Source organism: Methanopyrus sp. SNP6, assembly GCF_002201895.1.
Lineage (GTDB): Archaea > JAADCQ01 > Methanopyri > Methanopyrales > Methanopyraceae > Methanopyrus.
Genome location: NZ_CP019436.1, coordinates 305,317 through 330,170, shown reverse-complemented (window position 1 = coordinate 330,170; position 24,854 = coordinate 305,317). Strand labels below are relative to the sequence as shown.

General features: G+C 57.9%; 28 protein-coding genes. 18 read left to right on the top strand and 10 right to left on the bottom strand.

Annotation, left to right across the window (positions count from 1 at the left end; genetic code table 11):
- The first annotated feature begins 8 nt into the window (after positions 1–8).
- The 10 genes from BW921_RS01885 (at position 9) to BW921_RS01840 (ending at position 6,302) form a co-directional block, all read left to right on the top strand.
- Positions 9–689, top strand: coding sequence for a 30S ribosomal protein S5 (locus tag BW921_RS01885; RefSeq protein ID WP_148688331.1), 681 nt, complete (start codon positions 9–11; stop codon positions 687–689).
- 78 nt (positions 690–767) lie between these two features.
- Positions 768–1,286, top strand: coding sequence for a 50S ribosomal protein L30 (locus BW921_RS01880; RefSeq protein WP_148689289.1), 519 nt, complete (start codon positions 768–770; stop codon positions 1,284–1,286).
- Between the two features lie 20 nt (positions 1,287–1,306).
- On the top strand, positions 1,307–1,765 hold the full coding sequence (locus BW921_RS01875; RefSeq protein WP_088336453.1) for a 50S ribosomal protein L15: 459 nt from the start codon (positions 1,307–1,309) through the stop codon (positions 1,763–1,765).
- Between the two features lie 66 nt (positions 1,766–1,831).
- Positions 1,832–3,208 carry a preprotein translocase subunit SecY gene (gene secY / locus BW921_RS01870; protein WP_210400485.1) on the top strand — a complete coding sequence of 459 codons (1,377 nt, stop codon included), beginning with the start codon at positions 1,832–1,834 and terminating at the stop codon, positions 3,206–3,208.
- Between the two features lie 19 nt (positions 3,209–3,227).
- On the top strand, positions 3,228–3,803 hold the full coding sequence (locus BW921_RS01865; RefSeq protein ID WP_148688329.1) for an adenylate kinase: 576 nt from the start codon (positions 3,228–3,230) through the stop codon (positions 3,801–3,803).
- Positions 3,804–3,816: 13 nt separating this feature from the next.
- Positions 3,817–4,353: an EMC3/TMCO1 family protein gene (locus BW921_RS01860; RefSeq protein WP_148688328.1), complete on the top strand. Its 537-nt coding sequence runs from the start codon at positions 3,817–3,819 to the stop codon at positions 4,351–4,353.
- 4 nt (positions 4,354–4,357) lie between these two features.
- Positions 4,358–4,699, top strand: coding sequence for a 50S ribosomal protein L34e (locus BW921_RS01855; RefSeq protein ID WP_088334991.1), 342 nt, complete (start codon positions 4,358–4,360; stop codon positions 4,697–4,699).
- 3 nt (positions 4,700–4,702) lie between these two features.
- A complete protein-coding gene (gene cmk / locus BW921_RS01850) occupies positions 4,703–5,284 on the top strand; it encodes a (d)CMP kinase (RefSeq protein ID WP_148688327.1) in 582 nt (193 codons plus the stop codon).
- The gene (gene mtnP, locus BW921_RS01845) at positions 5,281–6,051 is read left to right on the top strand and encodes an S-methyl-5'-thioadenosine phosphorylase (RefSeq protein ID WP_148688326.1); all 771 of its coding nucleotides are present in this window, start codon (positions 5,281–5,283) and stop codon (positions 6,049–6,051) included. Before cmk ends, mtnP begins: the two co-directional genes overlap by 4 nt.
- Complete coding sequence (locus tag BW921_RS01840; RefSeq protein ID WP_088334985.1) at positions 6,048–6,302, top strand: hypothetical protein; 255 nt, start codon at positions 6,048–6,050, stop codon at positions 6,300–6,302. The genes mtnP and BW921_RS01840 overlap by 4 nt, the downstream gene beginning before the upstream one ends.
- A 527-nt stretch (positions 6,303–6,829) precedes the next feature.
- Here BW921_RS01840 and BW921_RS01835 read toward each other — a convergent pair.
- Genes BW921_RS01835 through hmd form a run of 6 tightly spaced genes read right to left on the bottom strand, consistent with a single transcriptional unit; the run spans position 6,830 to position 12,422 of the window.
- Complete coding sequence (locus tag BW921_RS01835) at positions 6,830–7,318, bottom strand: FeGP cofactor biosynthesis guanylyltransferase HcgB family protein (RefSeq protein WP_148688325.1); 489 nt, start codon at positions 7,316–7,318, stop codon at positions 6,830–6,832.
- Positions 7,312–8,847, bottom strand: coding sequence for a 5,10-methenyltetrahydromethanopterin hydrogenase cofactor biosynthesis protein HmdC (hmdC, locus tag BW921_RS01830; protein WP_148688324.1), 1,536 nt, complete (start codon positions 8,845–8,847; stop codon positions 7,312–7,314). Before hmdC ends, BW921_RS01835 begins: the two co-directional genes overlap by 7 nt.
- Positions 8,793–9,863, bottom strand: a complete 1,071-nt coding sequence (gene hmdB, locus BW921_RS01825) for a 5,10-methenyltetrahydromethanopterin hydrogenase cofactor biosynthesis protein HmdB (protein ID WP_148688323.1) — start codon at positions 9,861–9,863, stop codon at positions 8,793–8,795. The genes hmdC and hmdB overlap by 55 nt, the downstream gene beginning before the upstream one ends.
- The gene (locus BW921_RS01820; protein WP_148688322.1) at positions 9,820–10,581 is read right to left on the bottom strand and encodes a Nif3-like dinuclear metal center hexameric protein; all 762 of its coding nucleotides are present in this window, start codon (positions 10,579–10,581) and stop codon (positions 9,820–9,822) included. The genes hmdB and BW921_RS01820 overlap by 44 nt, the downstream gene beginning before the upstream one ends.
- On the bottom strand, positions 10,550–11,302 hold the full coding sequence (locus tag BW921_RS01815) for an SAM-dependent methyltransferase HcgC family protein (RefSeq protein WP_088334975.1): 753 nt from the start codon (positions 11,300–11,302) through the stop codon (positions 10,550–10,552). The genes BW921_RS01820 and BW921_RS01815 overlap by 32 nt, the downstream gene beginning before the upstream one ends.
- A 43-nt stretch (positions 11,303–11,345) precedes the next feature.
- A complete protein-coding gene (gene hmd, locus BW921_RS01810) occupies positions 11,346–12,422 on the bottom strand; it encodes a 5,10-methenyltetrahydromethanopterin hydrogenase (RefSeq protein ID WP_148688321.1) in 1,077 nt (358 codons plus the stop codon).
- A gap of 132 nt (positions 12,423–12,554) precedes the next feature.
- Between hmd and BW921_RS01805 the strand changes: the two genes are divergently transcribed.
- Complete coding sequence (locus BW921_RS01805) at positions 12,555–13,103, top strand: FeGP cofactor biosynthesis protein HcgF family protein (protein WP_148688320.1); 549 nt, start codon at positions 12,555–12,557, stop codon at positions 13,101–13,103.
- On the opposite strand, the gene BW921_RS01800 is transcribed toward BW921_RS01805, so the two are convergent.
- A complete protein-coding gene (locus BW921_RS01800) occupies positions 13,084–13,935 on the bottom strand; it encodes a F420-dependent methylenetetrahydromethanopterin dehydrogenase (RefSeq protein ID WP_148688319.1) in 852 nt (283 codons plus the stop codon). The two genes, BW921_RS01805 and BW921_RS01800, sit on opposite strands and share 20 nt — an antisense overlap.
- Positions 13,936–14,026: 91 nt before the next feature.
- On the opposite strand from BW921_RS01800, the gene BW921_RS01795 reads away from it, so the two are divergent.
- Positions 14,027–14,701, top strand: coding sequence for a ThiF family adenylyltransferase (locus BW921_RS01795; protein WP_148688318.1), 675 nt, complete (start codon positions 14,027–14,029; stop codon positions 14,699–14,701).
- On the opposite strand, the gene BW921_RS01790 is transcribed toward BW921_RS01795, so the two are convergent.
- Both BW921_RS01790 and BW921_RS01785 read right to left on the bottom strand, forming a co-directional pair.
- Entirely contained in the window at positions 14,651–15,862 is a 1,212-nt protein-coding gene (locus BW921_RS01790) for a hypothetical protein (protein WP_168168648.1), read from the bottom strand. The genes BW921_RS01795 and BW921_RS01790 overlap by 51 nt on opposite strands.
- 90 nt (positions 15,863–15,952) lie before the next feature.
- A complete protein-coding gene (locus BW921_RS01785) occupies positions 15,953–16,300 on the bottom strand; it encodes a DsrE/DsrF/TusD sulfur relay family protein (RefSeq protein ID WP_088334964.1) in 348 nt (115 codons plus the stop codon).
- A 132-nt stretch (positions 16,301–16,432) separates the two neighbouring features.
- Here BW921_RS01785 and BW921_RS01780 point away from each other — a divergent pair, with 132 nt between their 5' ends.
- From BW921_RS01780 to BW921_RS01770, 3 genes are read left to right on the top strand one after another with little or no spacing between them, the layout of a single operon-like run.
- Positions 16,433–17,800: a RuvB-like helicase gene (locus BW921_RS01780; protein ID WP_088334962.1), complete on the top strand. Its 1,368-nt coding sequence runs from the start codon at positions 16,433–16,435 to the stop codon at positions 17,798–17,800.
- A gap of 58 nt (positions 17,801–17,858) precedes the next feature.
- On the top strand, positions 17,859–19,766 hold the full coding sequence (locus BW921_RS01775; RefSeq protein ID WP_148689288.1) for a replication factor C small subunit: 1,908 nt from the start codon (positions 17,859–17,861) through the stop codon (positions 19,764–19,766).
- Between the two features lie 5 nt (positions 19,767–19,771).
- A complete protein-coding gene (locus tag BW921_RS01770; RefSeq protein ID WP_148688316.1) occupies positions 19,772–21,301 on the top strand; it encodes a replication factor C large subunit in 1,530 nt (509 codons plus the stop codon).
- Between the two features lie 3 nt (positions 21,302–21,304).
- Here the strand turns inward: BW921_RS01770 and rpl12p are convergent, their stop codons facing one another.
- Positions 21,305–21,622: a 50S ribosomal protein P1 gene (rpl12p, locus tag BW921_RS01765; RefSeq protein WP_148688315.1), complete on the bottom strand. Its 318-nt coding sequence runs from the start codon at positions 21,620–21,622 to the stop codon at positions 21,305–21,307.
- 74 nt (positions 21,623–21,696) lie between these two features.
- Between rpl12p and BW921_RS01760 the strand changes: the two genes are divergently transcribed.
- From BW921_RS01760 to rtcA, 3 genes are all read left to right on the top strand, one after another.
- Positions 21,697–22,755, top strand: coding sequence for an NOG1 family protein (locus tag BW921_RS01760; RefSeq protein WP_168168647.1), 1,059 nt, complete (start codon positions 21,697–21,699; stop codon positions 22,753–22,755).
- Positions 22,709–23,239 carry an Hsp20/alpha crystallin family protein gene (locus tag BW921_RS01755; protein ID WP_148688313.1) on the top strand — a complete coding sequence of 177 codons (531 nt, stop codon included), beginning with the start codon at positions 22,709–22,711 and terminating at the stop codon, positions 23,237–23,239. Before BW921_RS01760 ends, BW921_RS01755 begins: the two co-directional genes overlap by 47 nt.
- A gap of 81 nt (positions 23,240–23,320) precedes the next feature.
- The gene (rtcA, locus tag BW921_RS01750) at positions 23,321–24,379 is read left to right on the top strand and encodes an RNA 3'-terminal phosphate cyclase (protein WP_148688312.1); all 1,059 of its coding nucleotides are present in this window, start codon (positions 23,321–23,323) and stop codon (positions 24,377–24,379) included.
- The last annotated feature ends 475 nt before the right edge of the window (positions 24,380–24,854 follow it).

The window sequence follows — 24,854 nt, the reverse complement described above, 5'->3', positions numbered from 1 at the left end:
ATGCGAGCATGTCTGTCCCACCGCACTTGGAGGAATGGGAACCCAAAACCAAACTAGGCCGCATGGTCAAGGAAGGAGAGATCAAGACAATCGACGAGGTGTTCGCTCAGGGTTGGAAGATCCTAGAGCCAGAGATCGTGGACTGGCTGCTGCCCGACCTAGAAGAGGAGGTACTCGACGTCAACATGGTCCAGAAGATGCACAAGTCCGGCCGCCGAGTGAGGTTCAGAGTCACGGTGGTGGTAGGAAACAAGGACGGATTCGTAGGTGTCGGACAGGGTAAAGCTCGAGAGGTAGGTCCCGCGATCCGCGCCGCGATCGACCGGGCTAAGCTAAACATCATTAAAGTCCGTCGTGGCTGTGGTAGCTGGGAGTGCGGATGCCGTCGACAACATTCCGTCCCATTCGAGATCACCGGTAAGTGCGGCAGCGTCCGTATCACGCTCAAGCCTGCCCCAAGAGGTACCGGGCTCGTCGCGGGTGAGACCGCGCAGAAGGTCTTGGAGATGGCCGGCATCGAGGACGTCTGGACGAAGACTACGGGCGGTAAGGGCAAGGGCGAGACTAGGACCACGATCAACTTCGCCAAGGCGACGTTCGATGCGCTGCGGAACCTAATCTACGTGAGGATGCGCGAGGAGGAGGCCGAGCGGCTCGGAATCGTGAGCGGCAGCGCTGAGGGGGCGTAAAAGATGACGGCTACCGGGAAGATTGAGCTGAAACACGAGACGGCGAGCGAGGCGGCGGCCCGCCGCGCGAAAGGGGATATCGGAGTCAAGGTCAGCCCGAAGGCCCGTGAGTACGAGCGAGCCACCACCCGGCTTGCGGTCGTCCGGGTGCGCGGTCCCGTCGGTGTACGTCGAGATATCGAGGATACCGCGCGGATGCTGAAGCTGCTGCGGCGCAACTGGTGCGTACTGATCGACGATCGCCCGAGTTACCTTGGTATGCTGCAGAAGATCAAGGATTACGTGACGTGGGGCGAAGTGGAACCAGACACCGTGGCGGCCCTGCTGAAGAAGCGGGGAGAGCTAGAAGGTGGTCGTCCGGTAACCGACGAATACGTGTCTGAACACACCGAGTACGACAGTATAGAGGAGTTCTCACGGGCGTACTGCGAGTTCGAGGCGGAACTCGATGACATCCCGAAGCTGAAGCCGTTTTTCCGCTTGCATCCACCTCGCGGAGGGTACGAAAGAGGAGGTATTAAGAAGCCGTACATACTCGGCGGTGCTCTCGGTTACCGCGGGAAGGCCATCAACGACCTCCTGGAGCGGATGATCTGAAGGGGGTAACCCACGTGGTCGTGCGGCGGAAGAAGAAGTCCCCGAAGAAGTACCGCGGATCACGGACTCATGGCGGAGGCAGTCACAAGAACCGGCGCGGCGCAGGTAACCGCGGTGGGCGCGGTATGGCGGGATCGCACAAGCACAAGTGGTTCCACGTCATTAAGTACATGCCGGATCACTTCGGTAAGCGCGGGTTCAACCGCCCACCCAAAGTGGTTAAGGAATCCAACACCATCAACGTCGGCGAGTTAGACGCCCTGGCGGACAAGCTCCTAGAGGAGGGGATCGCGGAGAAGGATAACGATAAGATAATAATCGACGTTACTGACGAGCGACTGAAGCCCTACGGCGGTCCCTTCGACAAGGTGCTAGGAGGAGGTCATGTTAAGCGGCCGATAGTAGTGGTCGCTCCCGAGTTCACAGAGAGGGCCGTCAAGAAGCTAGAGGAAGCAGGTGGGGAAGCCAGGGAAGTGTAGTGCCCGCCGGTTTTTTCAAGGCTCGGCGTCCCAGTCGCCACCAAACGCTTCTGGGAGGAGACGATGTTGGCGGATGACTGGCTGGAGAGGCTAAGACCGATCCTGGAGAGGCTCCCTGAGGTCAAGGTTCCGGATAGGCATGTATCCTTCAACGAGAAGCTGTTCAAGTACACAGGAATACCACTCATCCTTTACTTCATATTGTGTGAAATTCCACTTTACGGTCTCTCACCGCAGGCTGTGGACTACTTAGCGAATTTACGTGCTGTCCTAGCCGGAAACTTCGGCTCGATCCTCACTCTGGGTATCGGTCCTATCGTTACCGCTTCGATACTCCTGCAGCTTCTCATCGGAGGCGACCTAATCAAGTTGGACCTCACGAATCCTGAAGACCGAAGACTCTTCCAAGGCCTTCAGAAACTGCTCGCGATCGCCCTGTGCTTTTTCGAAGGTGCAATGATGGTGTTCAGCGGTGCCGCACCGCCGGCCGAGCCGAGTATCCTGCTCGAAATCCTACTCATTTTACAGCTGGCGCTCGGTGGCATTTTGGTCATCTTCTTGGACGAGGTCGTTAGCAAGTGGGGTATAGGGTCCGGTGTCGGACTATTCATCGTCGCTGGGGTTTCGTCACAGATTATCATCGGAGCGTTCAACCCGCTTCCGAGTCCGCAACAGCCCGGACGCCCCGCGGGTGCCGTCTGGGCGTTCCTGTACTCGGTGATGCAAGGGACGCCGGATTGGACGTTACTAGCTCCGGTCACCGGAGCCGTCATCACGTTCCTCATAGTACTCTATGTCGAAAGTATAAGGGTCGAGATCCCGATCGCGTTCGCCGGAATTCGAGGTGCTCGAGGCCGCTTCCCAGTCCGTCTACTTTACACGTCCAATATCCCCGTGATCCTAGCTTCGGCGCTGTTCATGAACGTTCGACTGTGGGCACTAGCCTTCCAACGGATGGGTGTACCGATACTTGGGAAGCTCGACCCACGCGGTCAACCGATATCCGGGCTAGTGTACTACCTGTCACCCCCTAACAGCATCGTGAAGACACTATCAGATCCCTTGCAAGCGCTGGGCTACATGATGGCCATGGTGATAGCGTCCGTGTTCTTTGCGGTCCTGTGGGTCGAGTTGACCGGTATGGGGCCACGTGAGATCGCCAGACACTTGCACCGTGCCGGTCTGCACATCCCGGGCTTCCGTCGAGACATCAGGGTATTGGAGAAGCGACTCCAGAAGTACATTTACCCAGTGACCGTGATGGGTGGAGCCTTCGTAGGGTTCCTCGCAGCGGGTGCCGACCTGATGGGCGCGCTGGGTGGAGGTACCGGCGTACTCCTGACGGTATCAATCCTCTACAATATGTACGAGGAGATCAAGCAAGAACGCCTCATGGAGACACACCCCGTCGTGCGGAAATTCCTCGAGAAGACCTTGAGATAGCGTAGAGGGGTGGATTTGGATGGGTTACGTGATTGTAGCGACGGGAGTGCCCGGAGTCGGAGCCACGACCGTCACCACCGAGGCCGTAAAGGAGCTCGAGGGTTACGAACACGTTAACTACGGCGACGTCATGCTCGAGATCGCCAAAGAAGAGGGTCTAGTCGAGCATCGCGATGAGATCAGGAAGCTCCCGGCCGAAAAGCAGCGTGAAATCCAGCGCCTCGCCGCACGTAGGATCGCCAAGATGGCCGAGGAGAGGGAGGGAATTATAGTCGACACGCACTGTACCATTAAAACACCAGCCGGTTACCTACCGGGTCTTCCGATTTGGGTCCTCGAGGAGCTGCAGCCCGCCGTTATCGTTCTGATCGAAGCCGACCCCGATGAGATCATGATGCGGAGGGTGAAAGACTCAGAGGAGCGTCAACGTGACTACGACCGGGCACACGAGATAAAAGAGCACCAAGAGATGAACCGAATGGCGGCGATGGCTTACGCCACACTGACCGGGGCTACCGTGAAAATCATCGAGAACCACGACGACCGTCTCGAAGAGGCCGTACGTGAGTTCGTCGAGACGGTCCGATCCCTCTGACGGGGAGGGAGACGTGCACGGACTCACTGAAGGACTTGCACGGCACTTTTACCCACTCGTCGACCCGTTCGTCCACTACTTCGGTCCCGCCCTTGGGATGCTGGTGGCTGCGGCTCTTGTGACGTTTTTCATCGACATCGTTTACGAACTTGTAATCGGGCGTGAAGAGCTGGAGCGAGTCCGGAAAATGGCTGACGAGACCAAGAAGTACCAAGAAGAGCTCCGGAAGGCTAAGGTGTTAGGTGACGTGGAGAAGATGAAGGAGATAGAGGAGAAGATGCGAGACCACTCCAAAGAGCTCTTGAATGTCCAATCTCGGCTGATGAGTAAGCAGATCAAAGCTATGCTCATCACGTTCCCACCTATAATCATTATTGTATACACCTTAGAGTACCGGCTGGCTCATTGGACGGTGAAGTTACCGTTCTACGTGCCTGGTGTTGGGGATACACTAGGCCCTGTGGGCTGGTACATCATCTGCGCCGTCACAGTGTCGTTCGTGCTCAAGCCGTTGGCGGAAATGGTGGTAAAACGCTTCGGAGGGGGGTGAGACGATGCCGGCCCCGAGGTACCGGTCCAGGTCCCGTCGACGAGTGTACAAGCGCACCCCTGGAGGTAGGACCGTGATTCACTTCGAGAAGAAGATACCGAACTGGCCCAAGTGCGGAGCCTGTGGTCGCCGGCTGAACGGCGTGATGCGCGGTCGCAACGTCGAGCTCAAGAACGCGCCGAAGACGCAGAAGCGACCGAACCGTCCCTATGGCGGCATCTTGTGCCCGGAGTGCACTAGGAAGCTCATCAAGGACAAGGTGAGGTACAAGTTCTGGGAGCGCAAGCGGGAGCAGCCGTGGCTGCCGGTTCTACCGGGAGAGGAACCACCGGAGCCCGAGGAGTGAGGGGTGTTTTCGATCAGCGTAGTCATCACTATCGGCGGCCTCCCGGGTTCCGGCACCACCACCATGGCCCGGCGGCTTGCCGAGCACTACGACCTGAAGCACGTGTACGCCGGTAAGATATTCCGGGAAATGGCTAAAGAGCGGGATATGGGCATAGAGGAATTCTCTAAGGTAGCGGAGAACAATCCGGAGATCGACCTTGAAATCGATCGGAGGCAGCGGGAAGCCGCTGAGAAGGGTGACGTAATACTCGAGGGACGCCTAGCGGCTTTCGTGGCAGCCGGCGAACTGGACCATGTGAAAGGACCTGACCTGGCTACCCTCAAGATATGGCTCAAAGCTCCGTTAGAAGTGCGCTCCGAACGGGTAGCGAAGCGCGAAAAGATCGACGTGGAAGAGGCTCGCCGGCGCATTCAGGAGCGGGAAAAGAGCGAGTTGAAGCGGTATAAAGAGATCTACGGCGTCGACCCGACGGACCTCTCCTTGTACGATCTCGTCCTCGACACCTCTAGATGGTCCGAGGCAGAGACGTTTTCCATCCTCAAAGCGGCGATAGATCCGCTACTGGAGCGTGAGGACCCATGACAGAGGTAGGAGTGATAGGCGGTACGGGTTTCCGACCCGGTCTGCCAGAACGCAGGCGGACGGTGTTCACGCCATACGGCACCGTACGCGTGGACATCACTCGGGTCGGAGACCATCTGGTATACTTCATAAACCGGCATGGTAAGGGCCACGATTTGCCCCCACACCGTGTCAACTATCGAGCCATCGTGTGGGCGATGCGGGAGCTCGGCGTGAAACGGATATTAGCGACGAATTCCGTAGGCGTGATCAACTCCGGCGAGTACGAGCCGGGAGACATCGTCCTTCCGGTGGACTTCCTCGACTTCACTAAGCGCAGACCGACGACGTTCTACGACGAGAAGGTCGTCCACGTCGATGTCACCGAACCCTATTGTCCGGAGCTACGTGAAGCGCTACTGAAGGCCGCGGACGACCTAGGGTACACGGTCAAGGAAGGCGCTATATACGTGGCCACTGAAGGACCCAGGTTCGAAACTCCTGCTGAGATACGTGCCTTTCGGAAGCTCGGCGGTGATATCGTCGGGATGACCGGGTTCCCGGAAGTCGTGCTCGCCAGGGAGCTCGAGATCTGCTATGCCTCCGTGTGCCTGTGCACCAACTACGCCGCAGGCATCGACGATCGCCGCCGCACGATCGACGAAGTGTTCGAGCTGGTCGAGGAGCTCAGACCTAAGGTAGTGGAACTCGTTGAGCGCTGTATCGAGTACATCCCACCGGAACGATCGTGTCCATGTTCCCGAGCGCTGGAGGGCGCTGAGGTATGAGGTTAAAGCCTCTGGATCTCATCCCTGACGATTTCGAGGTTCGCCCGTTGGCACTCCGATATCTCAAGAGGCTGGAAGACGACCACCCTGATATACTGGAAGATGTCGTACGTGAAGCCGTACGCATATCCGAAGAGGAAGGACATATGGAGATAAGAGCCGAAACACTGAGGAAAGCGTACGCACGCGTCAAGGGTATCACCTTACGTGAGGCCCGCCGCGAGTTCTTCCCGAAAGCACTTAAGAAGTGAACCTGAAATGGCTGAAAGATTGGCGGCCCGCCGGACTACGATGACGGCGGGTAAACCCGCCCGGCACATGGTCCGCGTGGCGAGCCGGGCGGTGGCCGGTCCTCCTGCCGGGTACAGTACAGCCTGTCCCGCGGCATCTATCTCCCACCACGGTTTTCGGGCGACTTACCTACAAGAGTCAGTGGCTGCATCGCGTGTACGGATTTTACGAGTCACCCTAACTCGCGTTATATGCCCACCACATACTACGTCCATCGCTAACTATTTAAAACCATCGTATTATATCCCTGTGGTCAGCGCGAAGGGCACAGGACCATCCACGATCCTTGAGGTCGGATGACGTGGTAAAGATTAGGTGGTGGCATGAGTAAAACGGATGTGTAATAGTACTGTGGCTGATACTTCGATGACTCGATACGTCAACGTGCCCGGGGCTTTACCAATTCTTCAAACATCGGACTCGCTCTGCTGAACTCACTTTTTCTTACCACTGGGATTGGGGAGTTTATGCGTGTAACGATTCTAGATCAACGCAAATGGGGCGTGTTCTCCTTCATACCCAGACGCCGCAAGGCTTCCTCCACTTCGCGCTCCATAGCCTCTTCCACCGACATCTCGTGGATGACGTGAGGTGGAGAAAGGGCCGCCGTCAGCAACCTACATCGCGCATCCATGAACACGGTCATGGCTCCGGATCCCGGGACCCCTAACCTCCCTCTAGCGATCACTACGTCGGCGTTCGACGCCTGAACTCCCATGATCGCCTTGAAGATGGCGGGGCACAGCGTCGCATCCGCCATTTCCGTCGGCACACGTACCATTTCGGCCTCAGACAACCCGAACCTACGGAGAACCCTGTTCACAGCCCGGAGCTTGTTCTCGTTGCCTGTTACCACTGCGAGCCGGTCTGCCGAGGTCAGGTACTCGCGGAGTCTCTCGACCTCCCGCTTCTCGTCACCCCTGCGGGTGCCCTCCCATGACTCCTGCCAGGCTTTGAGCAGTGTCTCCCTTAGCACACGGTTCTCGCCCCGGTCCTCTCAGCTAGGCGTTCCGCTACCTTAGGTAGAACAGCGGTCACGAACGCCACATCGGCTTCCTTCATCGCTTTGCGGTCGTCCCCAGCCATCGCATGAACCGTAGCGTCGAGTTCCTCGTTCAGCAGCCGTACAGTGACCCTCTCCACCCACGCATCGAGGTCGCTGATCAATATCTCGGATACGCCGAGTTCGTCGAGAGCTATGGCCAGACCCCAGGCGGGGAACCTCCCACCCAGCAAAGCGACCGTGCCCGCGTCCACGTTCGATACGACGTCTTCGACGGACTTAACCTCGCCGGACAACTCACGGGCAGCGTTGGATCGGAGGGTAGCTACCCAATGAACGTCCCCGATTGGGATGCCTGCCACATCTCGTGGGTACAGTAAGTCGGATCCCAAGAAGAGAGCTGCCCTCGTGACCCCTTCGAGTTCCTCCCACCCGGCAGGCACCTTGGTGTCCCCGTACCTTGAGCCCATCGTCTTCCGCATGATTGCGAGAACCTTTGGGAGTCCGAATTTACCACGTCGCGCCGTTCCGGGTTCGTACCCGACCATGTATCCATGGTGATTTTTGGGGAATCCGGAGAGGACACCGTTCAAGCCCGCTCTCAGTCCCACGACGAGCTCGTCCTCGTAAGCCCCGTTGGTCAAGACGACCTTTCCCGGCGCGAATATCCTGCATGCTACTACGGCCAGTCGGAAGGCCGAGAGTCTATCTTCGGCTCGGTTGAACGGGCCTCCTTCGACCGCAAGGTAATCCGCTTTCACCTCCTCGACGGCCGCTTTGAGGCCGTCGGCGAACTCGTCCTCGCCGTCTGCGACGTGCAGGATAGCTCCGACACCCGCGCCCGCGTGTCGGGCCGTTTCGGCGACGCGTTTCATCTCGTCGAGTGGAGCGGCGTGGGCTTCAGCGTCCTGTCCTCCTTCTCCCGTGACGTTCACACAGATCGATGCCGCCAGTTCCGCCCATTCCTCTAGATCCTCTCCCTGCTGTCTCTCCTTGTCGATCAACCGTCGATGTATTCTACCTCTGGGACACTCTTTGAACGGCGGTCCTTCCAGGTAACAGGTCCCTTCACACGCGGTTATGTCCCTCGGGAACCGCATCGGACCGTGAACTCCGATGTGATCCACGTCCACCGGCACGCGAACGTTCCTCACGAGGCGACGGAACAACTCGATGGGTCTCATCCCGTAGTTCTCGGCTACGTCCGCCACCGCATACGCGCACACGTGTAGTGGTAATCCCATCCGGTCCGCCAGGATAGCGTTCGAGAGAAGGACATCCGGTGAGTAATCGGAGGCACAGGGTCCTACGGCTAACTCGATCAGATCACATCCCATTGGAAACGTGCGAAGATTGTCGCCAAGGGTCTCAAGTTCCCGATCCGTTAGTTCTCCTAGGTCCGTAATCACCTCATCGACGCTCAACTTCCCCTCGTAGGCCAGCCGTTTCAGCTCGAGCGCTGCGTCGAGCGATTCGCAGGCCTCGTGCAGGAGGTCGAGCAAGCTCGGTCACCCCTGAGCTCGGGCTCCAGCCCGAACCCCTCAATGAGCTCCACGACCCTATCCAGGTTACCAGTTCTCGGGTTTCCGACACCCTTAACCTCGTGCGGATGGTTGTCCGGTATCACGGTCGCCAGGTTGTCGGCACCCGCCATTAGTGCCACCTCAACCTCCTCCGGTCCCACGGTCGGTGTTGGGGCGGTGATCATCAAGTCGGGGTACATCAGCCTGGCTACGGCCATGACCTTCGCCTGCTCCATCAGCGAACAACGGGGTACGTGTTCCATCGGCGTACCGGGATACGGGTTAAACCCCATAACGGGTATTTCCGCGAGGGTTTCGAACTTCGCGAGGAACCTCAGATGCTCGGCTCGATCCCTGTAGTTCTCACCGATTCCCACCAGAAGGCCGCTCGATAGGTCAATGCCGTATCGACATACTGTCTCGCACACACGGACGCGCTCCTCGAAGCTGTCTCCAGGTTTCAGCCTTTCGAACAGCTCCCTGTTGGTGGTCTCTAAATTACAGCAGATGGTCTCCACACCTAACCTCGCGAGCTCCTTTATGGTATCCTCGGACAGGTCGTGACCGAAGTTGATGAGGAGTTCCAGGTCGGTGTTCTCCTTCACCGCCCTAGCGGCGGTCACGGCCAGCTTACCTCCGTCTCCACGATAGGCTCCCGAACAGCTGATGCGTGTGATTCCCGATTTCTCGATGGCTTTCGCGGCCTCCGCGATCTCCTCGTAGCTCCGTGTAAATCCCTTGAAGTAGCCCTCCGGGGATGCTCCCGAGGCGAAGCCGCAGTACGCACATCTCGGCCGGATACGGCACTCATTGGTTACGTGTATTGTTGACGTGAGCTTTACCAGCTCTCCGCGATGGTGGAGTTTCTCGCTCAGGGCGGCTCGGAACAGGTCATGTACCCGAACCGATTTAGCGGAGAGTAAGCGGACGATGGCTTCGATATCCGCCAACTCACGATCCATCCTGACTTCGCGCAGTGCGTCTTTGAAACGCATGATAGTGGTCCCCCACCGGATGCTCGGGTGGCCTCAGCTCCACCCGCACCTGCAAGCGCTTCGAGAGTTCCTCCGAGAGTTCCTTCAACCCGGGCAGCTCGGTACGTGCATGAGTGGCATCCACACAAGCCACATCGAGAACACGGGCTACGATGGCCGTTCGGTGGGTCAGATCACCGGAGACGACAGCGTCAGCTCCTTCCTTTACCGCGAGACGAACGAAACGTTCCGTGGATAGTCCAAACCCGGGGACCACGATCACGTCGCGTATGCGGTTTTTCGCGGCGACTACTCGTATTTCCGGAGGGCTAAGAACGTCCTCAACCCTTGACAACAGGTACTCGAGCGTACCGTCGAACCTGCCTTCGGCGGCTAGCGGATCCGGCTTACGGACATCTTCTAGCCCTAACCATTCGGCTAGGGCCTCCGCGGCTCGAGCTACATCCCAGTTCGAATGAAACACGATCACAGGGGATCGTACGCGTTCGAGCAGAGGTTCGGGGACGGGGTGGTGTGATATCACGAGTGTTTCGGAGGACAGCCGACGAACGAGCCGAGGTGTGAGGTCTAGGCATACTACCACACGGTCCACGGAGTCGGAGGGATCCCCGGCGACGAGACCTACCTCATCCCCTTCGACGGCTAGATCGAACGGTGCCAGTTCCTCAAGGGTTCCCAGAACGTCTTCAACGCTCACGGATTTCGAAGAGGATCTCATCAAGGACTTCCCCGATGACCTCGTCCGGGTCCGAGGAACCGGTGAGCTGCGATACCGTCACTGCCGGTTTCTCTCGAGCTCGCTCGACTCCCTCCTCGGGTCTCCTCAGCCTGAAGGTCCATCGTTCGAGGTTAACCGCGCCCGGGACGGCGTAAAGGACACCGTAATGGCGTTCCAGCCTGTTCGCAGCCTCACGTACGGCCCTCACGGAAAGTGTGAACGTGCCGGAGGTCTTGGCCTCGAACGGGGCGTCGAACAGTCGGAGCTCGTAGGATTCTTTCCCGGCCTCCAGACGCTCTTCGGTGTCGTTGTACTCCTCGATTCGAGGGTCGTTCATGTTTCCGGCCGGGTTTTCCACCACGAGTACGTCGGGGTTCAGTCTACGTAGCGCCCGGTGGTTCGTTCCGCCTAATCCCGTCAAATCTATCACGACGTCGTAGCGTCCGGGAGGAGGTACTCGACTTGCCCTGAACCTCACACCCGAGGGTAAGATCTTCCGAAGCGCGGGTTCGGGATCCAGGACAGTGATTTCATGCTCCTCCGAGAGGAGCTCTGCCACGAAGATTCCCGTCAGGTACGCTCCCAACACGAGTACCCGGGAACCTTCCGGAACAACTTCGGCGATTTCCTCGGCCTTAGCTAACCCGATTTCTTTGACGACGTCCCAGAACGGACGTGACCGAACTGTCTCCGTGAGATCAGTTATTCCCGGCTCCTTCAACGAGCTCCCCTGGAAAGGGACTGTTGTGGGAAAGTAAAGGGGCTTACTCTGCCTTCTTCGAGTACTCCTCCAGGACTTCTAGGGCCTTCGGCAGGATTTCCGTGTCCGCCAGCGGGCCGAAATTCATCGAGTCGGCCGTGTTCGTGAGTGCTGCCGGGTCCAGAGCCTCCTCCAGTTTGTCCAGACCCTCCTCCTCCATGAACTTTGCCATCATCTTCAGCGCTTCTACGGCCATGTTCTGGGTGAAGTCCACTGGGGCTCCTAGAATGTCGGTACATGCATCTCTGAACGTTAGCAGACCGGCGTACACGATCGCCGTGACAGCGCTGGCCATGTCGCACACCGGGCCCAGCAGGTAACCCGGGACCTTGAACGCCAGTCCACGGGCCTTCTCACCTATCTCGTAGACGGCCTCGACGACCTCCTCGTCCGCGTAACCCTCCGCCACGAATACCTGGCCCTTATGCTCCGGCACGGTCGCTGGATGGTAGGAGGTCACCTGTAGGTCGTCGCGGCCCAGGTCTTCGAACATCTCCTTGAACTGTCGCGTCGGAATCGTGCAGGTGTTGGCCACGATACAGCCTTCCGGGATGTTGTCGATGATCTTCTTGAAGATGTCGGGCTGAACGCCGCCCTTGGGCAACCAGGAGATGATCATGTCCGCGTCCTCGACGGCCTCCGCGTCGTCTGTGGTCACAACGATGTCGAGCTTGTCCTCCATCTCATCGGGGCTCAGGAAGTGGATGGCGCCCTCGGGCGGCTTCGGAACGTCGTCGGCGATGTCATTCACGTAGTCCCTTAGCTTAGGCATCACGTCTTCGGGGTCGCCCTTGAGGTGCGCCTCGATGAACTCATCCAGATCCACGCCGCAGTCCTCTTCGATGTCCACGACCGTGAAGCCGTCGGCATCGAATACGGGGTCGGATAGGACCACCTCGTCAACGCCCGCCAGGTGCTTCAGCTCGACGGCGTACGTCACGCTGGAGTGCGTGAGAGCGGCCTCTTTAATGCCGGTCTCGTCGGCTACCTCACATGCACGTTTGAACGTCGTGATACCCGTCGCGGCGTGGGTTCTCCAACATCCGGTGCCTAAAATTGCGACTTTGTTGATCTCCACCATGCGCAGGCACCCCGTCGTTTAGGGCGTTCATATCTTACCAGTGCGTCGTCCTTACAGGTAGTGAGATTAATTAGCGCACCGACTGCTTCAACGTGATAACGGTTAAATACACGTCATGGTGGGGGACCTTGGGTGATCAGGGTCGCAACCGCGGAGTGTTTCACCCATGGTTTCGTCGGTCGCGAGATCCATGCTTCCGCGAGCGGGTATACAGGCGAGTTAGGATCCGAGATACTAGGTACGGAACTCGAAGGGAAGGTCTCCGTGGTGGCGGTGTGTTTCATTCCGACTGTGTCCGGACTGAGATCTCTTCTGGGCATAGACCCGCCGGAACCCGATGAGGTCTCGAAGTCGGGTGCCAAAGCTTACCGGGAGGAGACCGACAGGAAGGTAGCGGTCATGATGGCTAGGGCAGTCCGTGAGCGTACCGGAGCGGACGTCGGAATCGGCACCACGGCGGGTATTGGCAGGGGCGCGATCTGCCTCGATGACGGTGAGATCACGCTCTTGGGCAGGACGGACGTGCACGCTAATTTGTTGAAACCTGATAAGAGAATTAGGAAACGACAACTGCAAGGAATAAAACGCTCCCTGATAGTGTTCCGGGCGTACTTTCGGGACGAGCTGGACGAGCTGTTAGAAGAAGAGTGGGTGGAAGAAGTTACTCTGGGTCTTCCATGAACTTTCGCTTACTCAGGATCTTCCCGTCAGGAGCGTGCGGTGTCCGGAGGACGGCATCGCTCGACTTCTCGAGTTCGCGCGCCTCGTCGGCGAGCTCCGCCGCCTTCCTCATCATCTCATGAGCGGACGCCACGATCGGCACATAACGCTCCTTATCCTGCTCTACGAAGCATCCTTCGACTGAGACGTCGGCGACGTTCTCGGCGATCTCCAGGGCCGCCATGGCCTTGACCATGGCGTACGGGTTCTCGAACTCCTCGCGTTCCAGTAGGGTGTTCCTACTAATAATCAACCTGGGTAGATCGTCCTCGGAGATCTCACCCTCCTTAGCCTTCTCGATCAGCTCGTCAAACGCTTCCTGGACTACCCTGAACACGCCGGTCGCCGCGAGCACCTTCATAAGATCGGCGTTATAAATCGCCATTTCGACTGGGTCTAGGAACTCCCGCCTAGCCCCGAGCATCGCATCGGGCTTAACTAAGATGTATCCGAGCCCTTGCTCCTCCATCTCGTCCTTCACCTTAAGGCCCGGAGCGTCGCCGATGATGACCGCTGGGTACCCAGAGTCCGCCAGCATTTCCCTGGCCTTGGAGGGGCCCGGAGCGGCAGGATTCGGACCTCCGTACACTACGAAATCCGGCTCGAAGTCATCGGCTATGTCGAGCGCCGTCTCGACAGCCGCTTCCACGCATTCCGGATCCATCTTGACGGACGTGCCGACTACCCGAAACTCCACATCCTCGCGGTCGGCGCGCTCGTCTAGCAGCATATCCATCATCATGGAGGTACCCAAGTTCCCGCATTTGATGAAAATCGCTCTAGCCACAGTCATCGGTGTCCCCTCGCCCATAGGTTCCCTCACGGTCTTATTACTACGACGTCTCAATTGCATACCAAAACGACCATTATGGGGGACCAGACGCGTGGAGTCTGATGAATTCATCGAGGAGCTCGAGCTCCGCAAGCGTCCCCGCGGCACCGTCCTTTTGTGCGGCATAGGTAGGCTCGGTTTCCGAGTATTCTTGAGACTGCTTGAAACTCACCGAGGAGGCCCCAAAAGGATCGTATGCGTTGACGGCCAGAGGGTCGAGCCGGACGATATCATACACCTAAGACATGGGGCTAGAGTTGGGGAGAATAAAGCGGAGTTCGCCGCGCGACTTGGGCGTGTTCATCCCCTTAGGGAGGTTCATGCAGAACCCGAGTTCGTGACTGAAGAAAACGCATCCGAATTAGTTAACTCGTGGGAGCCGGACGTAGTCGTGATCACCATCGCTGGAGGTCGTACGACCCCGGTTACCGCCACTCTGGTCCGAGAAGCACGGCGGTTCGGAGCAATCACCGTGAGCACCGGAGGGGTCTTCGGATACGGCAGTGAAGATGTGCGAGTCGTACGGCTCGAGGATGCCGAAGGACCCGTGGCGAAGGAGCTCATGGAGTGCGGGGCACCATCAGATCACGTGTTGGTTACGACCGGACGGTACATCCGGGACCCGGACCCTATTTCACCGATGGTGTTAGAACGCGTTGCGGATAAGCTGGCCGAGCTAGCCTTGAAAAATCTGTCGAATCCATCTCTGGGTGACGACGGTTCCTAATATCGCTGCTATCAGAACTCCCGTGACCACTGGGAAAGGCACCGGTGGTATACCCACCGAGAAAGATCCCGTGGCTTGAACGTCCACGGCTGAAGCCTCGATGCGGTACAGCCCCTCCAATTCTGGTACTACCGTCAGTGTCGCCTTGCCCCTCTCGTCGGTCTTAAGTACGTGTTCTTCCTCGCTTTCTGGCCCTATCACCTTCACCCAGACAGGGGAGAAGTCCGCTATCGGAGCTCCCACGGAGTTCACCAGCCTCAGGACGACCCTGACGGCTTCTCCCACACTTACCAGTGTCTTGTCCAGAGTCAAGTGTATCTTCCATCCCGAAGGTAGTCGCTTCGCCGCCCAGAGAATCGCGTAGATGAATGTCTTTACCATGTCAGGGTCCTTGTCCTTCCGACCCATTATCTCGGGGTGCACGCTCATCACAACGAACCGACCTTTCTCGACACCGTCCACGATCCACCGACCGGCCACGTAGGCCCATCCTTTCACGTGTTCCAGGTACTTCATTACACCCTGAACGTCACAGTACGCCTTAATCTCGCGCAGCTTCTTGTCGATGTAGTACTTTACCGTGTACCAGCCACGCTTCCACTCCATGCCGGGACCGTTGGCGTAGTACATCCTGATGACCTTACTCTCACCCTCATTCACTAGTGGGTTCGCTGGATGAGGTAACAACAACACCTTGGGAAGCGCATGCCCTTTCAGCCCATCGACGCTCCATACGCATGGGAACGCCCGAATGAACGTCGTCGCACCGGCGCAGATCCCCACGTATCCGATCCCGAGATGCAACTGGGCCCACCTTAGGAGATCGTCCCAATCGCTGCCCCAGTGTTCTTCGGGCCTCCATCCCCCTGGAACGTAGATCACATCGATTCTATGCTTTGTCACTGGATCGACGCCTGTGTACAAGATTTGGCGCCATCTGGAGGAACTCTTGACAGGTATGAGTTCGATTTGCTCCTTGACCGGCATTTCGTCGAGATGGGAATTCCACCACTTAACGTCCCAGACGCTCGTCGTCCAGCAGTTCGTCTCAGGATTCGGGTCGGTGTCTAGACCGGGTCCCGTCCACGTCGCCACGTACACCGTCGCGGAAGCCGGAGTCGCGAGGACGAGAAGAGTAAGAGCCGACGACCACCGCAGCACGGAGATCCCTGCCCGTACCGGTCCGAGGGGCTGATATCCCTTTTTCGCACACCGTTGGCACTGAGAGGTGGCTCCGTCAGAAAGAATCCGTCAGAAGAAAATGACGTTATCGGACTCCTTCACCCAGTTCACCAAATCATGCATAGTGGCCAGCTCGACTCCCTCGATGAAGTCTTCTTCGCTCAGCCCTCGGGCTTTGGAGCATGGCCCGCAGGCCTTCACTTCGGCTCCCTGCTCAATGCACTGTTTCAGGATCTCCAAGTAGTTGGGAACCTCGTCAGGATCTTGTCCTTTCTTCCCTAGGAACACCCCGTCCTCTATTAGGAATATCTTGACCTCTTCTCCCTCGACAAGGGCAGTGAGAGCGAATCTCAGCGCAGTGTATGCACGTTCTTGGCCGTATGGAGCTTCAGAGATTACCACTGTGATCACGTCCATCCCCTCAAGTGTCCCCGCGAGGTCCCGCGGATAAATGTTGCTTGAAACTATTCAAATGACGATTACGAACTTCGATAGCTACCCAAAAATAATAAATATAAGTGTATGTTGATCGGCAGGGGGTACCGAAAGTTGGTGGAGATCAAGGAGATCGGCGAAGTTTCTACGGAGGAAACATCACCGGGAGCGCACTCACACATCACCGGTCTCGGCCTCGATGAGAACCTCAAGGCGAAGCCAGTCGGAGACGGTTTGGTGGGACAGGAAGAGGCCCGTGAAGCCGCCGGAATAGTTGTCGAGATGGTCAAGAAGGGTCGGCGTGCGGGTCACGGTCTCCTCCTCATAGGTCCGCCCGGCACGGGTAAGACGGCGATCGCGTACGGTATAGCCAGAGAACTCGGTGAAGACGTTCCGTTCGTATCTATCTCCGGTTCCGAGATCTATGGCACGAACCTCAGCAAAACGGAGTTTTTACAGCAGGGGATACGGCGTGCTATCGGTGTCGAGTTCACGGAGACTCGGGAGGTAATTGAAGGGAAGGTTGAAAGCCTCGAGATAGAGCGCGCTAAGCACCCACTTTCCCCGTATATGGAGGTACCTAGCGGGGCCATCATCGAGCTTAAAACTCAGGACGACCACCGAAGGTTCAAGGTACCTGAGGAGATAGCGATCCAGCTGGTGCAGGCCGGTGTTCGTGAGGGAGACGTAATCCAGATCGACGTGGAAAGCGGTCACGTGACGAAACTCGGACGGGCGAAGGATGCGCTCGAGGAGGAAGAGGAAGAACTACTAGGAGTTCACGCGGTAGAGCTCCCGGAAGGTCCAGTGCAGAAGAAGAAAGAGATCAAGCGCGTGGTGACCCTGCACGACCTCGACATGGCCAACGTGCGGGCCGGTCGACTCTTGGGCTTCCGTGAAGAAGAGATCACCGACGAGATTCGTCAGAAAGTGGACGAACGGGTCCAGAAGATGGTCGACGAAGGGGAGGCCAGCCTAGTTCCGGGAGTACTGTTCATAGATGAAGCGCACATGCTGGACATAGAGGCTTTCGCGTTCTTGAACAGGTCACTGGAGGAGGAAATCGCTCCGATCCTCGTAATGGCTACTAACAGGGCCATGGCGAAAGTACGAGGGACGGACGAGGAGGCTCCCCACGGGATTCCGGGCGATCTGCTGGACCGCATGCTGATCGCGAGAACCAGGCCCTTCGAACGTCATGAAATCTACGAGATCATCGGAATCAGGGCCCGAGTCCAAGACATCCAGCTGACGGACGAAGCTCATGAGTACTTGACGGATCTTGGCGAGGAGAAGTCCATACGGTACGCGACGCGACTCTTGGAGCCCGCTCGAATCGTGGCTGAGAAGGAAGGGTCCGAGGTCGTGGAGAAGAAGCACGTGGAGCGTGTTGAAGAAGTCTTCACCGACGTTTCGGACAGTGTCGAGTACATGGAACGCATGCGGAGGGAACTACCTGTCATGAAGTACCTAACCGGCTGATCTCTCCCGACCGACGGTTTTTATTAGCTTGGTGATGCGATCCCACGGGGACGCCGAGATGGCCGAGCACGAGCTACGCGTTCTTGAGATACCATGGGTGGAAAAGTACCGACCTAGGCGTTTGGACGACATCGTCGACCAGGAGCACGTGGTCGAGCGTCTGAAGGCCTACGTGAACCGCGGCGACATGCCCAACCTACTCTTCGCCGGTCCACCCGGAACCGGCAAAACGACGGCGGCTCTGTGCTTATCGCGTGAACTGTTCGGTGAACACTGGAGGGACAATTTCCTCGAATTGAACGCTTCTGTGTCCGCTGATACTCCCATCCTCGTGCGAAGGGACAGCGAAGTTCGCCGAGTGACCTTCGAGGACCTCGATAGCTGGTACTTCGGGGATCGTGGTGGCGAGTACGTGGACGTGAGCGATCTGGAGGTCTTGACTGTCGATAGTAACTTAAGGGTGACTTGGGCCCGCGTTTCCAAGCTCATCAGACATCGTACACGTAAGATCCTGCGCGTCCATCTCGAGAACGGAACGATCGAGCTCACGGGTAACCACTCGGTGATGGTACTTGATGAGGACGGCCTCCGGGCGACTAGGGCATCCGAGATTAAGAGGGGTTCGTTTCTACTCAGCTTCGTCGCGGAATTCGACGAACAACCCACCGACGGCGGCACAGTAGTCACGTCGGTCGGGTCCGGATCCCGGATCTCGAACACCATCTACGACCTGCCCGTGGAAGTCCGGGTCGAGCTCCTACGTGAGTTAGCCGATGACGGTGTAATCGATGCTTCGAAGGACGTGTCGGTGGATCTGGCGTGGCTGGCTAGGATCTCGGGTGTCGAGAGCCGTGTGACGAACGACGGTGTCGAGCTGATTTGGGAGACCCGTACGGGTGACCTGTTGCCGGCCGATCCGGTTCTGAAACTCGTCGAAAGGCTCGAACCTGACCTCGTGGACGATCTCGAGTCGTGGGTGTTCGACGGTCGGATCTCGAAGGAGACAGTTCGAAATGTCCTCTCCTCGGTCAATCCGAAAAATCTCCGTGGGGACGCTAAGAGAGCGTACCGGATGCTCAGGACGCTCATACGATCGGACGTACACGCAGTCAAGGTCGAGGATCTGGACGTCATGGACTACGATGGCTACGTCTACGACGTGAGCGTACCCGGCAACGAGATGTTCTTCGCGGGTGAGGTCCCGGTCCTGCTGCACAACTCCGACGAGAGAGGCATTGATGTAATCCGGACCAAGGTAAAGAACTTCGCCAGGACCCGGCCGATGGGAGGGGCCCAGTTCAAGATAATCTTCCTCGACGAGGCGGATAACCTGACTAGGGACTCGCAACAGGCCCTCCGTAGAATCATGGAGATGTACTCTGACGCGTGTCGGTTCATACTCGCGGCGAACTACTCGTCCGCAATCATCGACCCCATCCAGAGCCGGTGTGTAGTGTTCAAGTTCACCAAGCTACCCGAGAGCGCCATCAAGGAGCGGTTAAAGGAGATCGCCGAGAGTGAAGGAGTCGAGATAACGGAGGATGCCCTGGACGCGATCGTTTACGTCTCCGAGGGCGACATGCGGCGTGCTATTAACGTGCTCCAAGCTGCCGCGGCGCTCGGACGGGAGATCGACGAGGACACGGTGTTCCAGATCGCGGCTACGGCTCGCCCCGAGGAGGTGCGAGAGATGATCCACCACGCCTGGAACGGGGACTTCGATCGGGCCAGAGAACTACTACACGAGCTCCTTACCAAGTACGGAATGTCGGGAGAAGACGTCGTCCGCCAGGTACACCGAGAAATCTTCGACATGGACGAGATACCGGACGAGGCTATTCCGGAGCTCGTGAACGCCGTCGGTGACTTCGAATACCGCCTGGTCCGTGGCTCGGACGAGCGGATCCAGTTGGAGGCTTTGTTAGCCAGAATTCACGCGCTCGGTAATGAGTACTCCGGTGGGTAACACCGTTGGTACCTTGGGTTGAGAAGTACCGGCCTAAGTCGATCAAAGAGCTGGTGAACCAGGATGAGGCCAAGAAGGAGCTAGCCGCATGGGCGAACGAGTGGGCGCGCGGTAGCATTCCGGAACCGCGTGCCGTACTACTTCACGGGCCACCAGGGACTGGAAAGACGAGTGCCGCGTACGCTCTGGCTCACGACTTCGGCTGGGACGTGATCGAACTCAACGCGTCGGACAAGCGCACTCGAAACGTTATCGAAAAGGTAGTGGGGGGCGCTTCCACGTCACACTCCCTCCTCCGAATTATCAGGGAAACCGGAGGGGACTACGAGCGTGTAAAGGGACAGTCGGACAGGGTCCTAGTCCTCGTGGACGAGGTAGACGGAATCGATCCCAGGGAGGATAGAGGTGGGATTACCGCGCTAACTCGGGCCGTACGTCAGACTCGCAACCCCATGGTCCTAGTAGCCAACGATCCGTGGACGTTGCCCAAATCCCTACGTGACAGCGTCCGGATGGTCGAGTTCCGTCGGCTCCGAGTTAATGACATCGTCGGAGTACTACGTCGTATCTGTGAGCGGGAAGGTATCGAGTATGAGGAGACGGCCCTGCGTAGAATCGCCAAACGTGCGAAAGGGGACCTCAGGGCCGCGATCAATGATCTGGAGGCGCTCGCGAGGCCTACTGGTAGGGTGACGTCCGATGACGTGGAAGCGCTCGGATGGCGTGATAAGGAAATCACTATCTTCGAGGCCTTGGGTAGGATCTTCAACAAACCGCCTAGACAGGCCAGACGCGCGTTCTGGAACTTAGACGAGGATCCGGATGACGTGATCCTGTGGATAGCTCAGAACATACCTCGAGCGTACCGAGACCCGGAAGAGATCGCTCGCGCGTACGATTACCTGTCCAAAGCTGACGTATTCTCGAATCGTGCGATAGAAACCGGAGACTGGAGGTTCAAGTACGTCTACGCCACCGACCTCATGACGTCAGGTGTGGCCGCGGCCCGGGAGAGTAAACCTCCGGGATTCGTCCGGTTCCAACCTCCCAAGATCCTACGGAAACTGGGGGCCACCCGCAAAGAGCGTGATGTCCGGAATTCCATAGCGAAAAAAATCGCGGAACGGATGCATATATCCACACGCCGTGCTAAGATGGACGTGATCCCAGTGCTTGAGATCACGTTCCAAGAGGTCGCGGATAACCCCACCGATCGCGGTTTGGAAATCCTAGGAGGAATCGCCGGCTATTTAGATCTCTCCAAACGGGAAATCGGGTTCCTCTGCGGCGATCCACAGGTGGCTCAGCGAGTATATCAGCGGGCGTTGCGCGTTCGCGAGAAGCTGCGGAAGATCCGCAGAGAACGGGCGAAAGGTGCGGTAGAGTCAATGCTCGAGAGAAAACGTGAGGAATCTGGGATAGAGGAAGAAGTGGAGGAGATCGAAGAAGCCGTGGAAGAAGCGGAAAAAGAGGAGAAGAAGGAAAAGAAGAAGGAAGGAGAAGGTGAACAGAGGACGTTAGACGCGTTCTTCTGAGGTTTACCCGAACAATGCACCGAGGCCAGCTGCCGCCTCCTCTTCCGCCTCCTCCTCTTCCTCTTCTTCCTCCTCTTCTTCCGCTTCCTCTTCTTCCTCCTCCTCTTCGGCTGCTGGCGCTGCGGCTGCCGGTGCGGCGGATGGGACTGCGGCTTCTTCGATAGCCTCGTCGATGTCGACTTCTTCTAGGGCGGCCACGGTCGCCTTCAGCCTGGCGTCGTCGACGTCCACACCTGCTGCCTCTAGGACCTTCCGTAGGTTGTCCTCGTTAATCTCCTGACCTGCAGCATGAAGCAGCAACGCCGCGTAAATGTACTCCATTCGCGGAACCCCCGTCGTCGTTTTCTTGCCGGACGGCCTCTGTCGACTCAAAAAGGTTTACGGGAGGCGATATCGTGTCCGGGAACCCGTTTCGGAATATGCCCGAGGTACCGGATCCGGAAGAGCTGATCGACGTCGCCTTCCGTCGTGCGGAGAGAGCCGCTGAAGGCACCAGGAAATCGTTCTACGGTACCAAAACACCGCCTGAAGTCAGGGCAAGGTCCATCGAGATAGCACGTGTCAACACGGCGTGCCAGTTAGTGCAGGACCGCCTTTGGGAGATCGTGAGGAAGACACCCAACCTCGACGAGCTCCACCCGTTCTACCGGGAGTTGGCGGATGCGCTGGCGGGCGTTGACAGGCTGAAAAGCAGTCTGGCAGACGTGCACACTGTCGCCAAGATAGCCAGGTTGATCCGGGAGGAATACACTCGTAAGATCAAGCGGGCGAAGGACCCCCGGACCGCCGCGGAGTTGAGACGTCAGGCGTTCGGGAGGCTGGCTTCGACGATTCGCAGGAAAGCTGGAGACGCGCTCAGGTTCCTCCGGAAGGTGCAGCCGAAGCTCGTAGACCTACCCGCGATCGACACCGAGATGTTCACCGTGACCTTGGCGGGGTTCCCCAACGTCGGTAAGACCACCCTCATGACGGTTCTTACGGGCTCAAAGCCGGAGATAGCCCCATATCCTTTCACTACCAAGGGCATCCAAGTAGGATACATAGAGGACCCGTATCCAGTGCAGATGCTCGACACCCCGGGTTTGCTGGAACGACCGGAGGAGGAGCGCAATCCGGTCGAGAGGCAGGCGATCGCGGCCCTGAAGCACGTGACGGACGTCGTGCTTTTCCTGATAGACCCCACCGGGACATGCGGATATCCCGTAGAGGAGCAGTTGGAGTTGCTGGGTCGTGTCCGGAAGGAGTTCGACGTACCGACCTACGTGGTGCTGACGAAAGCCGACCTACGGGACCTGTGGGAGGAACCCAACCTCGAGGGGGAACCCGTTTATAAGGTCTCGGCGACGGAAAGAACCGGATTGAAAAAGCTTCGTGAGATACTGAACGATTTGGCTAGGGGGTACTACAGTGGGTGTGATCGAGGATATGATGAAGATCTGGATGAAAAGCGCTAAGGCCGGTCTCGAGGTCACGGAGGAGCTGATAAAGCTATTCCGGGAGGACGGGCGGCTGGTAGGGTCTATCTTGAAGGAAATGGAGCCCGAGGAGATAACGGAAATACTAGAAGGGACTTCGAGCCAGCTTATCAGAATGGTAAGATCGCTACACACGCCCGCCGTGGACGTTTTCGAACGTTCGGAGGAGTTCGTTATCATCGCGGAGGTCCCCGGCGCCCGCCCGGAAGACGTTCAAGTCAGGGCGGGTGAGAGGTTCGTAGAGATCACGGCTAACATCCCGAAGATGCGAGAAGGTGAGGCTAAAACGCGAGAACGCGTGACCGGAGAAGTCCGACGGAGGATAGACCTACCAGGGAAAATCAACCCGAACGCCGTCAGTGCGAAGTGCGGTCGTGGTCTCCTGGTCGTGAAGGCACCGAAGGCGGAAGCTAGTGAGATAGAAGTAACTGAGATAGAAGTAAAACCGATGGAGGAGGGGTGACGGCGTTAAAACCCCGGCTCAGTCCCGGGTTCTCTCCTCACGAGCGCGGCCATCCGGACCCTCCTCATCGCCGGTGCGGTGATGAGCTTGATAGAGATCGACGGCTCCTATGGAGAAGGTGGAGGTCAAATACTCCGGACGGCGGTCGGGATGTCGGCACTGACCGGCGAACAGGTTCGAATATACAATATCCGGGCCAACAGGCCACGCCCAGGCCTTTCACACCAGCACCTACATGCAGTGAAGGCCGTGGCCGAGGTTTGCAACGCGGAGTGTGAGGGGCTTGAGATAGGTTCGACCGAGATCGTGTTCGAGCCTGGGAAGGCGAAGGGAGGGGAGTACGAGGTAGATATCGGTACCGCGGGCAGCGTGACCTTACTGCTTCAGGCCGTCAAGCTCGCGGCGATAGCCGCAGACGGGCCAGTGGAGATGGAAGTACGAGGCGGGACGGACGTCAAGTGGTCACCGCCTGTGGACTACGAGATCAACGTCAACGCACACTACCTAGACCGAATCGGTTACCGGTATGAGTTGGAGGTCCTGCGACGCGGCCATTACCCTCGAGGTGGGGGGATAGTCAGGGCCAGGATTGAACCCCCAAAGCGGATGAAACCGCTGGAAGCCGTGAAGTTCGGCGAGCTGGAGAGTGTTCGAGGGATCTCCCACTGCGTGCGGTTGCCTCCCCATGTGGCGGAACGTCAGGCCAAGGCGGCTTCGGAAATTGTCGAGAGAGAACTCGGGATCAGACCTGAAATCGAGATCGAGACGTACCCTAAAGGCCGCGATCCGCACTTAGGTCCCGGCAGTGGTATCGTCTTGTGGGCGGAAGACGATCGTGGGAACAGGATCGGTGCTGATGCGCTGGGTGAGAAGGGAAAGCCCGCAGAGATTGTGGGAAGAGAGGCCGCGGAGCAGCTCGTGCAGCGTCTTCGCACTGGAATGGCCCTCGACGAGCACATGGGAGATCAGATTCTGCCATTCCTAGCGATTGCTGACGGTGAATCGGTCTTCGGTGTGACCGGCGTCGATCCACACCTCCCGACGAACGCATGGGTGGTGGAGAAATTCCTCCCCGTGAGCATCGAAATCCGCGGGAAAGAGGGGGAGCCCGCGACAGTCGAGGTTCGGCCTGAGGGTTGAGCAATGTTCACATCTGATGTAGACGTGTACGCGGAACTGCGCAAGACGGCTCCTCACTACTCTAAACAGATCTTTCTACGCTTCGGTGTAAACTGTTTCGGAAGACACTGGACGCGTATTCGGTCTGAAGCCCGCGTGCCCGCGTCGGTGGCTAAGCTGGTCTACCGACGAGGTGAGGAATTAGCCCGTGAGCTACTCCCTCTCGGAGAAGAGTTAACAGCTCACGACTTAGGGGCTCTCGGAATAATCCACGACGACTGGTTTTCCCTGGGTAGAGAAAAATTTTGGAGGTCAATGCTCATCGACGCAGTGAGGGAGCACCCGCGGATCTTTCACTCGACAGTAATCTTGGCGTCACGACCGCCCTCCGCTTATCGGGCCCGAGAAGTACTCCAACATGAGTCTGTATCCGGCCCTACCACCAAGATAATACTACGACGAGCCGAGAGGTGGTGCCGCTCGATGAGGGGAGGGT

What these genes read in the sequence shown, in the direction of transcription:
- BW921_RS01775 (WP_148689288.1), top strand. Translation starts at nt 17,859, where the DNA reads ATGGCCGAGCACGAGCTACGCGTTCTTGAGATACCATGGGTGGAAAAG.
- BW921_RS01820 (WP_148688322.1), bottom strand. Translation starts at nt 10,581, where the DNA reads ATGAGATCCTCTTCGAAATCCGTGAGCGTTGAAGACGTTCTGGGAACC.
- hmd (WP_148688321.1), bottom strand. Translation starts at nt 12,422, where the DNA reads ATGGTGGAGATCAACAAAGTCGCAATTTTAGGCACCGGATGTTGGAGA.
- BW921_RS01800 (WP_148688319.1), bottom strand. Translation starts at nt 13,935, where the DNA reads ATGACTGTGGCTAGAGCGATTTTCATCAAATGCGGGAACTTGGGTACC.
- hmdB (WP_148688323.1), bottom strand. Translation starts at nt 9,863, where the DNA reads ATGCGTTTCAAAGACGCACTGCGCGAAGTCAGGATGGATCGTGAGTTG.
- BW921_RS01855 (WP_088334991.1), top strand. Translation starts at nt 4,358, where the DNA reads ATGCCGGCCCCGAGGTACCGGTCCAGGTCCCGTCGACGAGTGTACAAG.
- BW921_RS01885 (WP_148688331.1), top strand. Translation starts at nt 9, where the DNA reads ATGTCTGTCCCACCGCACTTGGAGGAATGGGAACCCAAAACCAAACTA.
- rtcA (WP_148688312.1), top strand. Translation starts at nt 23,321, where the DNA reads ATGAGCTTGATAGAGATCGACGGCTCCTATGGAGAAGGTGGAGGTCAA.
- BW921_RS01840 (WP_088334985.1), top strand. Translation starts at nt 6,048, where the DNA reads ATGAGGTTAAAGCCTCTGGATCTCATCCCTGACGATTTCGAGGTTCGC.
- rpl12p (WP_148688315.1), bottom strand. Translation starts at nt 21,622, where the DNA reads ATGGAGTACATTTACGCGGCGTTGCTGCTTCATGCTGCAGGTCAGGAG.
- BW921_RS01865 (WP_148688329.1), top strand. Translation starts at nt 3,228, where the DNA reads ATGGGTTACGTGATTGTAGCGACGGGAGTGCCCGGAGTCGGAGCCACG.
- mtnP (WP_148688326.1), top strand. Translation starts at nt 5,281, where the DNA reads ATGACAGAGGTAGGAGTGATAGGCGGTACGGGTTTCCGACCCGGTCTG.
- BW921_RS01785 (WP_088334964.1), bottom strand. Translation starts at nt 16,300, where the DNA reads ATGGACGTGATCACAGTGGTAATCTCTGAAGCTCCATACGGCCAAGAA.